Origin of the sequence: Cereibacter ovatus (assembly GCF_900207575.1) — a bacterium.
Taxonomy (GTDB): Bacteria; Pseudomonadota; Alphaproteobacteria; order Rhodobacterales; family Rhodobacteraceae; genus Cereibacter_A; species Cereibacter_A ovatus.
Window position 1 is genome coordinate 22,834 of sequence record NZ_OAOQ01000018.1, and the last position, 8,733, is coordinate 31,566.

At 69.3% G+C, this 8,733-nt stretch carries 6 protein-coding genes; 3 read left to right on the forward strand and 3 right to left on the reverse strand.

What is annotated here, in order from left to right:
- Positions 1-173 precede the first annotated feature (173 nt).
- Genes CRO07_RS15065 through CRO07_RS15075 form a run of 3 tightly spaced genes read left to right on the forward strand, consistent with a single transcriptional unit; the run spans position 174 to position 2,448 of the window.
- On the forward strand, positions 174-914 hold the full coding sequence (locus tag CRO07_RS15065) for a SapC family protein (protein WP_097031498.1): 741 nt from the start codon (positions 174-176) through the stop codon (positions 912-914).
- The gene (locus CRO07_RS15070) at positions 911-1,882 is read left to right on the forward strand and encodes a methyltransferase (protein ID WP_097031499.1); all 972 of its coding nucleotides are present in this window, start codon (positions 911-913) and stop codon (positions 1,880-1,882) included. The genes CRO07_RS15065 and CRO07_RS15070 overlap by 4 nt, the downstream gene beginning before the upstream one ends.
- Complete coding sequence (locus tag CRO07_RS15075; protein WP_097031500.1) at positions 1,879-2,448, forward strand: nucleoside/nucleotide kinase family protein; 570 nt, start codon at positions 1,879-1,881, stop codon at positions 2,446-2,448. Before CRO07_RS15070 ends, CRO07_RS15075 begins: the two co-directional genes overlap by 4 nt.
- 130 nt (positions 2,449-2,578) lie before the next feature.
- Here CRO07_RS15075 and CRO07_RS15080 read toward each other — a convergent pair whose 3' ends face one another.
- Genes CRO07_RS15080 through CRO07_RS15090 form a run of 3 tightly spaced genes read right to left on the reverse strand, consistent with a single transcriptional unit; the run spans position 2,579 to position 8,577 of the window.
- Entirely contained in the window at positions 2,579-4,564 is a 1,986-nt protein-coding gene (locus tag CRO07_RS15080) for a preprotein translocase subunit SecA (protein WP_097031501.1), read from the reverse strand.
- A gap of 10 nt (positions 4,565-4,574) precedes the next feature.
- Positions 4,575-6,722: a PqqD family peptide modification chaperone gene (locus CRO07_RS15085; protein ID WP_097031502.1), complete on the reverse strand. Its 2,148-nt coding sequence runs from the start codon at positions 6,720-6,722 to the stop codon at positions 4,575-4,577.
- Between the two features lie 4 nt (positions 6,723-6,726).
- A complete protein-coding gene (locus tag CRO07_RS15090) occupies positions 6,727-8,577 on the reverse strand; it encodes an HlyD family efflux transporter periplasmic adaptor subunit (protein ID WP_097031503.1) in 1,851 nt (616 codons plus the stop codon).
- Positions 8,578-8,733 lie beyond the last annotated feature (156 nt).

The following is an 8,733-nucleotide window of genomic DNA, read 5'->3' on the forward strand; positions in this document are numbered from 1 at the left end:
CCCATCCTTCTGCGACCCCTGCGCGCCGCATCAAAGAGTTAGATGTTGCAGGCAGCAAAAGGCAGGAGCGAAGCCGAAAGGCCCCGATCCGGCGATTGTGTGGCAGCCCCCGTGGCTGCACCGCTCGACCGACGGTGCCACGGCCATCGCCATGAACAGGACAGGAGGTCAGAATGTCCAAGCAACTGTTGATCTATGAACGCGTGGTTCCGCTGTCGTCCGAGGCCCATCGCGACGTCTCGGTGAAAATGTCCGACTCGTTCGACTTTGCCCGCGATCTGAATTCGGTGCCGCTGCTGGCGGCCGAATTCGCCTCGGCGGTGCCGGATCATCCGATCGTCTTTGCCGGTCAGGGCGATGCGATCTTCCCCGCGATCATTCTGGGACTCGAACAGGATGCGAACCTGTGCGTCGATGCCGAAGGCGGCTGGACCGGCGGCTATATCCCCGCGTTCCTGCGCCGCTATCCGTTCGTCTTCTCGCAAGAGGCGGGCAACTTCACACTGTGCATCGACGAGGGCTTTGCCGGTCTGAACCGCGACGGCCGCGGCGAGCGGCTGTTCGACGTGGACGGCAACCGCACCAGCTTTCTTCAGAACATGCTGACTTTCGTCTCGCAGTATCAGGCACAGTTCGAACGCACCCGGCTGTTCTGCCAGCGGCTGGCATCGCTTGACCTGCTGGAACCGGCGCAGGCGCGCTTTTCCACCCCGGCCGGGCGCAGCGGCACGCTGAGCGGCTTCATGACGATCAACCGCGACCGTCTGAAAGCCATCCCCGAGGCGTCGCTGCACGAGATGTTCGCCACCGACGAATTGGAGCTGTGCTTCATCCACCTGCATTCGCTGCAAAACATCAACCGGCTGGGCAACAGGGTGCCTGCGGCGGAAGCCGTGGCAACCGCAGCCGAGTGAGCGCGCAGGCATCGCCGGGCTGGGCCGAAATATTGCCCGGCCACATCCCGGCGGTGCAGGTGCTGGAACGGCTGGTTCTTGCAGGCTGGCCGGGCACCCCGGCCTCGGCGTGGCTGACCGATGAGGGCCGCCGCTTCCTGCCGCAGCTGTTCGACGCTTCGGCCGCAGGGGACGCCTGCCGCGCCTTTCTGGCCCGCGAACTGGCCGAGGACGCGCCGGGGGTGCGTGCCCGGCTGGCCTTCCTGCGCGGGGCGATGCGCGACGTGGCGCTGCATGGCGATCTGCTGTTTGCCGATCCCGATGCCTTCATGGCGCGGGCCGGAACGTTCGCGCTGTTCGATTATTCCCGCGCCGCCTGCGCGTCGGCCGAGGCACAGGCCGCGATCCGGCCATGGGTCGATTATCTTGCCACCCTGACCCGGGCCGAGGCGCCGGTTCTGCTGCCGTTGCTGGATCTGCCGCCCGGGGCCCGGATCCTGGAACCGGGCGGCAATTCCGGCGCTTTTGCCCGCGCGGTGATCGCAGGGCACGCACCCGCGGCGCATGTCGTGTTTGATCTGCCGGCGGTCTGCGCGCTTGGCCGGATGCAGGGCGGCGGCGTGCGCTTCGCCGCGGGCGACATGCGCCGGCCCGACTGGCGCAGTCAGGCGGGCATCACGCCCGATGTGGTGCTGTTCAAATCCGTCCTGCACGACTGGCCCGAACCCGAGGCCGCCGCGCTGCTGGGGCACGCCTTGGCCGCGCTGGCGCCCGGCGGGCGGCTGATCCTGGCCGAGCGGGCGGCGTTTTCCGGCATGGCGACAGGCTCGGCGCTGGATTACGGCAACCTTGTCTTCGCGCCCTTCTACCGCAGCCCCGAGATCTACCGTCGCCTGCTGGCCAAGATCAGGCCCGGCCTGACGATCCGCCTGACACCCTGCCGGATCGACATGGACTGGTTCGTGCTGACCGCAACGCGTGCCGCATGACACCTCCCCATCCCGTCATCGCGATCAGCGGCATCCCCGGCGCGGGCAAAAGCCATGCCTGCGCCCGGCTGGCCGGACAGCTTGGCCTTACCTATCTGGGCTTTGACTCGTTCGAGGTGCTGACCGCCCGCCCCCCGCATGAGGTGCGCCACTGGCTGGACCGCGGCGCCCCGCTGGACGAGATGTATCACCCCGCGCTGGACGGGGTGCTGGCCGATCTGGCCGCGCGGGGGCCGGTGCTGTTCGAAACCCCGCTGGGCCGGCTGCCCCCCGCGCATGGCCGGCTGATCCGCTGCGCAATCTGGATCGAGGTCGAGCGCGACATCGCCCTTGCGCGCAAGCTGGGCGCCACGCTTAGCGCGGGCGGCTGGACCGATACCGCCGAAATGACGGCATGGGTGTCGGATTTTCTTCTGGCGTATGAAAGCCTTGTCCGGCCCTGCCTTGCGGTGCAGGCTGCCCGGGTGAAGGGGCAGTCGGATCATGTGGTGGATGGGTTGGACGCCGCCGACATCGTGGCGGACCGGATTGCCCGGATCATCGGCCCGATCCTGCGCGGCTGCTGAACCGGGGGCTGCCGCGGGAAAATCAACCGGCGGCGCCATGCGGCACGGGATACGCGGTGGCGCTGCGCCGGGCTCACGCCAACGGGCCGGCGCCATGGCGCACAGGATGCGGCGCGGCGGTATGCCGGGATCACTCCAACCGGCCGGACAGTGCAAGCTGGCGTTCCCGAAGCCTCTCTTGGCGGGCAAGATTGGCGCGGGCACGTTCCGCACGACGCGACTGGAGGGCCTGAAGCGCCCGCATCGCCAGATGGCAGCCCCCTGCCCCCCCCAGCACCAGCGCAAGCCGTGCCAGCGTCATGGCCCAAGGGCCTTCGTCGCGGATCAGATCGTCGTCAAGGCTCAGGATGCGGTGAACCGTCCCCGGATCGCCCTGCCGGCCACAGCGCCCGGCAAGCTGGCGGTCGATGCGGCTGTTGCCGTGCAACTCGGTCAGGATGACCTGAAGCCCGCCCGCCGCCCGGGCCTTGTCGTCCAGCATGATGTCGGTGCCGCGCCCGGCCATGTTGGTGGCCACGGTGATCCGGCTGACACGGCCGGCGCCGGCGATGATCCCGGCCTCGTCGGCGGCGTGTTCGGCCGAAAGCACCTGATAGGCCAGCCCGACATCGTCCAGCGCCCGCGCGCAATCCTGCGAGGCGCCCAGCGTGCGCGTCCCGATCAGCACCGGCGCCCCGGTGGCGGCCAGCCTCGCGGCCAGATCGGCCACCACGCACCATTTCCGGGCGGCCGAGGGCAGCACGCGCACCGGGGTCAGGCAGCGGATGTCGGGACGGCGCGGCAGGATGCGCCGCACCCGCAGGCCATAGATTTCCCACAACTCGCGGGCGGCGGCACGGGCGGTTCCGGTCATGCCGCACAGGTGGCGATAGCGCGGGAAGAACCGCTGAAAGGTGATCCGGCCCAGCGTTGTGCGGATCTCTCCGGGGTCGAGTCCCTCTTTCAGTTCCAGAAACTGGTGCAGCCCTTCGGACCACTGCCGGTCGGGCATCAGCCGCCCGGTGCTTTCGTCGATGATGGCGATGCCCTGATCGGTCACCAGATAATCGCGGCCACGGCGCAGGATATGCAGCGCGACCAGCGCCTGCCCGGCCAGATGCTCGCGCACGGGCGCCACGGCCACCAGCCCGCGCGCGCCCTGCGCCCCATCCGCAAGTCTTGCCCGGCCCGCATCGGTCAGCATGACGCGGTGGCGGGCCTCGGATTTGCGGAAATCGCGGCCCTCGACCAGCCCGCGGGCCAACCCCAGCATCTCGCGCAGTGTCGGCTCGTCCAGACCGCCAAGGCTGGCCTCGCCCGCCGACAGGATGAAGGGCGTGGCCGCCTGATCGATCAGGACCGAATCCGCCTCGTCGACGATGACGGCATCCAGCCCTTGCAGGATCGGCGCCCCTCCTTGCGCGCGGGGCCGGCCAAAGGCCAGCAGCTTGCGCCCCAGACCGCGCAGCGTGCCGGCCTGCGGGCCGGTCTGGTCGCGCAGATAGTCGAACAGGATGTTCTTCGCCGCCGAGAACACCACATCACGGCGGTAAAGCGTATTGCGCCCCTCGGGCGGGGTGTCGTCGGTGATGCAGGCAACGCCCAGCCCCAGCGCCGCAAACAGCGGGCCGAAGGTTTCGGCGTCGCGCGCGGCAAGGTAGTCGTTCACCGTCATCACATGCACCCGCCGCCCCGCCAGCGCCAGCGTCGCAGCACCCACGGCGGCGGTCAGGCTTTTGCCCTCGCCGGTGCCCATCTCGGCGATCTCGCCATCGAACAGGCAGCGGATCACCACGATCTGCACATCATAGGGCATCTTGCCCAACACGCGCCCCGCCGCCACGCAGACCTCGGCCAGCACCGGGGCAAGGGCGGCATCGGCCACCCGGCCCCGCCGCGCGCGGCGACGCAGGCAAAGGGCGCGGTCGCGCAGCCGGACCGGATCGGCGGGCAGATCAGCAATCGCCGCGATCTCGGCGCGGACGGCACGGACAAAGGCGGTATCGCCCCCCCATGGCCTGCGCAGAAGGCGGCGCGGGTCCAGCCGCGACAGCACAGCCAGCACAAGCGCATCGCGGTCGGTCAGGCCGTCGGGCTTCCGTTCGGGATAGGTCTCGATCTCGGGCAGGGTCACCATCGGGGCGGGCCTAGCTGCCGAACTGGCGCAGGAAGGTCTGCGTCAGCGCCCGCCAAAGCCGTGGCCCGATCGGCGAGGGGTCGTGAACAAACCGCACCCGCGCCCGCGCGCCCCCCGGCAGGGTCACGGCCGGATCGGCCTCGACCGTCAGCAGATAGTTCACCACCGGCGTCAGGCTGATCGGGCTTTCAGCCGCAGGATCGACCAAAAGGCCGCCGCCCGCCTTTGTGGTCAGCGCAAAGGACGGCAGCGCCGTGGTGACTTCGGGCGCGCGGGCAAGGATGCGGGCGCGATAGACAAGCGGCCGACCCAGACGCGGCGCCAGTTCGATCCGGCGGGAACCAGCATCGACCGGGCCGGCGTCGGCCGCCGGAATGGCCACGCGCCAGCGCGACGGCCCCGGCGCCAGAACGGTCGCCGGCACCTCGCCCTGTTGCAGGAAGCGCCCCGGCAGGCTGGCCGCCTCGGGCACATGGACGCGCCCCGCCACCTCGGCGCGCAGAACCAGCATCGCCTCGCGCCGGGACAGATCGGCCAGCCGCGCCTCGGAAAAGCCCAACTGCTCTTGCCAAAGCTTGCGCCCGTTGCGGTCCGCCAGCGGCAAGCCCCCCAGCCGCGCCCGTGCATCGTCGCGTTCGGCCAGCGCCAGCCGCCGTTCCAGGGACAGGAACGGATCGGAAAGCTCAAGCACCGGCTGGCCCGGCTTTATCGCCTGCCCGTCGGCCACCAGCACCCGTTCGACAAAGCCGCTGCCCATCACCCGCAACAGGCTGCCTTCGGCCGGGTCCAGCACGGCATCGGCGGTGGTGACATGCGGCACCGGCAGCACGAACACCGCGCCAAAGCCCAGCACCAGAAGCAACGCGGCCCGCGCCAGCACCCGGGCGCGCACAAGATCAAGCGCGGGGTCGGCCACCAGATAGCGCAGCGCCTTGAAGGCAGGCAGGATCAGCACGGTGAACAGACTCCAAAGTGCAAGGGCCGCGCCGATGACCGGCATCGCCAGCGTCAGATAGATCGAGATGAAAAGCAGCACCGACATGCGGTAAAGAAACGAGCCCACCGCATAGACCAGCAGCAGCCCGCCTTCGCGCGGGGCCACCAACGGCGGGGGCGCGTCGCGGTCGCGCAGCAGCACACGGCGGACCAGATGCCAGAAGAACTGGTTCGACCGCTGGCCAAGGTTCGGGCTTTCCATCAGATCGGCAAAGACGAAATAGCCGTCGAAACGCAGCAGCGGATTGCCGTTGAACAACAGCGTCGAAATCCCGCCGATCAGCGTCAGGTTATAGGCCAGCGTGCGCACCGGGCCGGGATCGGCCGCCAGCCAGACAAGAAAGGCCGCCGCCGCCACCGCCAGTTCGACAAGAATTCCGGCGGCGCTGACGATCATGCGCGGCCCCTTGCCCGGAAAGAACGTCGCCTGCGAGGCATCGACATAAGGCACCGGAAAGAACACCAGCATCATCACGCCGAATTCATGCACCTCGCCGCCCCAGCGTTTGACGGCATAGCCATGGCCCAGCTCGTGCAGCGCCTTCACGACAAGATAGGCCACTGCCAGATAGGCAAGGTTTCCGGCGGTGGCGATCTGGTCCATCCCCGGCAGCGCCAGCGCCTCGCGGTTCAGGATTGCGCCGGCCAGCGCCGCCCCGATCAGCACCAGCCACACCACAGCCCCAAAGGGCGAGAACACCAGCCGCGCCACCGGCGCCGACCAGCGCAGGAACGGTTCCGGATCAAACAGCGGAAAACGCAGCGACAGCGGGTTCTTGACATAGGCCAGCAGCGTGCGGCGGTCTTCTTCGCGGGTGCGGCGGTCGATCTCGGTCAGGTTCGGCAGCCGGTCGCCAAGGATCAGGTCGCCGGCATGAAGCTGGGCCAGAAGGTTCAGGATCTCGGTCTGCGACGGCGGCCGGTCGGGAAACAGCGCACAGCAGCGCAGCCAGACATCCTGCACGCTGCGCCGGCCATCCAGCCGGGCAAAAAAGGCATGCGCCGCATCGGTCAGCCGGTGCATCTTGCCGCTTTGCGGGTTCTGCAACACATGCCAGACCTCGCCGCGATAGACATGGCGCGCGGTCGTCACATCGCCGTGCCGTCGCAGCCGCAGATCGGCCACCCGATACCAATCCTGCGACAGGAACGCCGTCGCCATCGCGTCACAACGCCAGCCGGCGCCAGACCCACAACCGGACCCGGTCGCGGATCGGATGAAGCCACAACCGCGCAAGGCTGACGCGGTCGATCTCGATCCGCGCGGCGCCGGTCATGCCGGGCACCAGCACCTCGGGCGGGGCGTCAAAGCGCGCCTCGACCTGATAGCGGGTCTGGCCGTTTTCATAGCGCGCAATCGGCATGGTGGCGCGCAGCGTCAAGCCGAACGAGCGTTCAGGAAGCGGTGTCACCTTCAGCGTCGCGTTCTGGCCGGGCAGGATCAGGTCGATCTCGTCCTCGGGGACGAACAGATCGGCGCGGTATTCCGCCAGTGGCGCAATCACCAGAAGCGCCTCGCCCTGCTCGACCGAGCGGCCGATGGCGCGGCTCAGGTCACCCGCCGTCACCAGCCCGTCAAACGGCGCCTCGATCCGGCTGCGGGCGATCTGCTGGCCCGTCAGCGCGATCTGCGCGTCGATCTGGCGAATGCGAGACTCCAGCAGCCCCGCCTCGGCCCGGTTCTTGTCCGAGATCGCCTTGTCCAGTTCCAGGTCCGCCTGCGCCCGCAGCGCGGTCAGCCGCGTCAGTTCCAGCGTGAATTCGCGGTCATCCAGCCGAACCAGAAGATCGCCCTTTGCGATGCGGTCCCCCTCGCGCCGGGTAGCCTCGGCGATGAAGCCTGCAAAGGGCGCGGCCAGCGTGCGCGTCTCGGTGCCCTGCACCACCGCCTCGGCCACCACCGTCCGCGTGCCATCCAGCACGAACAGCGCGCCAAGCGCCATCACCCCGGCCAGAACCGAAGCCTTGGCCAGCAGATGACTGCGGCCAAGCAGATTTTCCAGCACCGAACGCAGCGCCATTGCCACCCGGACCGGCAGCCAGCGGTCGTTGTCGCGCTTTTCGATCAGGATCGGGGTCAGAAGGCTGCACAGCGCCTCGATCCGGGCCAGTTCGGCGCTGTCGAACCCGCGCGCCTCTGCCCGTTCGAACAGGATCACACCGCGGTAACGCCGGCCATCGAACAGCGGCACCGACACCACCGCCCGATCCGTCGCCCCCCCGGCAAGCTCGGCCTGCCGCTGAAGGATCATGTCGGCGTCGTCCCCCGGCGGCGCGGGCCAAAGCAGGACGCGTTCCTGATCGAAGGCTTCCTCCATCGCGGCGCGAAGCCGCCGAACAAGGCCAAGCGACCGGGAGAACGACCCCGTGTTCGAGATTGCGGCCACCCGCACCGTCGCCCCGCGGGCAAGGCCCAGCGCCACCCGGTCGCAGCCAAAGCGCGCGGCAAGATCGGTCATCAGGGCGCGCGCGGCTTCGGAAAAGCGGCGGTGCGCGATAAAGGCCACGATCGCCTCAAGCGCCGAGACGGCCGACGCCTCGTCGGCCGCGCCGCGGTGGCGGTGCGCGTCCAGACGCGCGACATGGGCCCAGCCGGTCGCCAGAGCCAGAAGCGACAACAGCCGCAGCAAGGCCGCCCTGTCAGCGATCTCGACCTCGATCGTCAGCAGGCCCGCCGCGCCGTCATAGCCCTCCACCGGCAGCGCCAGCGACGAGGCCGCCCCCGTGGCCCCGGGCTGGCCGGGCAGATGACCCGCAAGGGCCAGCCGGTTCTGGCGCCGGGCCTCGGCTTCGGCGCGGTGGGTGGCATCGCCGGCAATCCGGCCTTCGGGGCGCAGGATCCGCGGCAGACCGGGGGTTTCATAGGCCACCAGCAGCGGAACAAGGCCCGGATCGGCCGCCATCCCCGCCAACAGCGCCTCGACCCAACCCGCAAGACGATCCGCGGCCTGTTGCGGCTGCGTCATCTCCCAGAAGGGGGGCGCGGGGCGCCGGTCCGGGGGCGCCGTTTCCGTCATGTCATTCTCCGACCTGTGCGGCCCTCTGCTTGTCGTAACAGCAGGGATGATCGCAATCGGCCAAAAGACGGCGCGGACCGACTTTCGTCAGCCCGCCCCCGCCGCACGGAGAAAGGGCCGCCCGATGGGCGGGCCCCGACCGCGACCCGCACAACC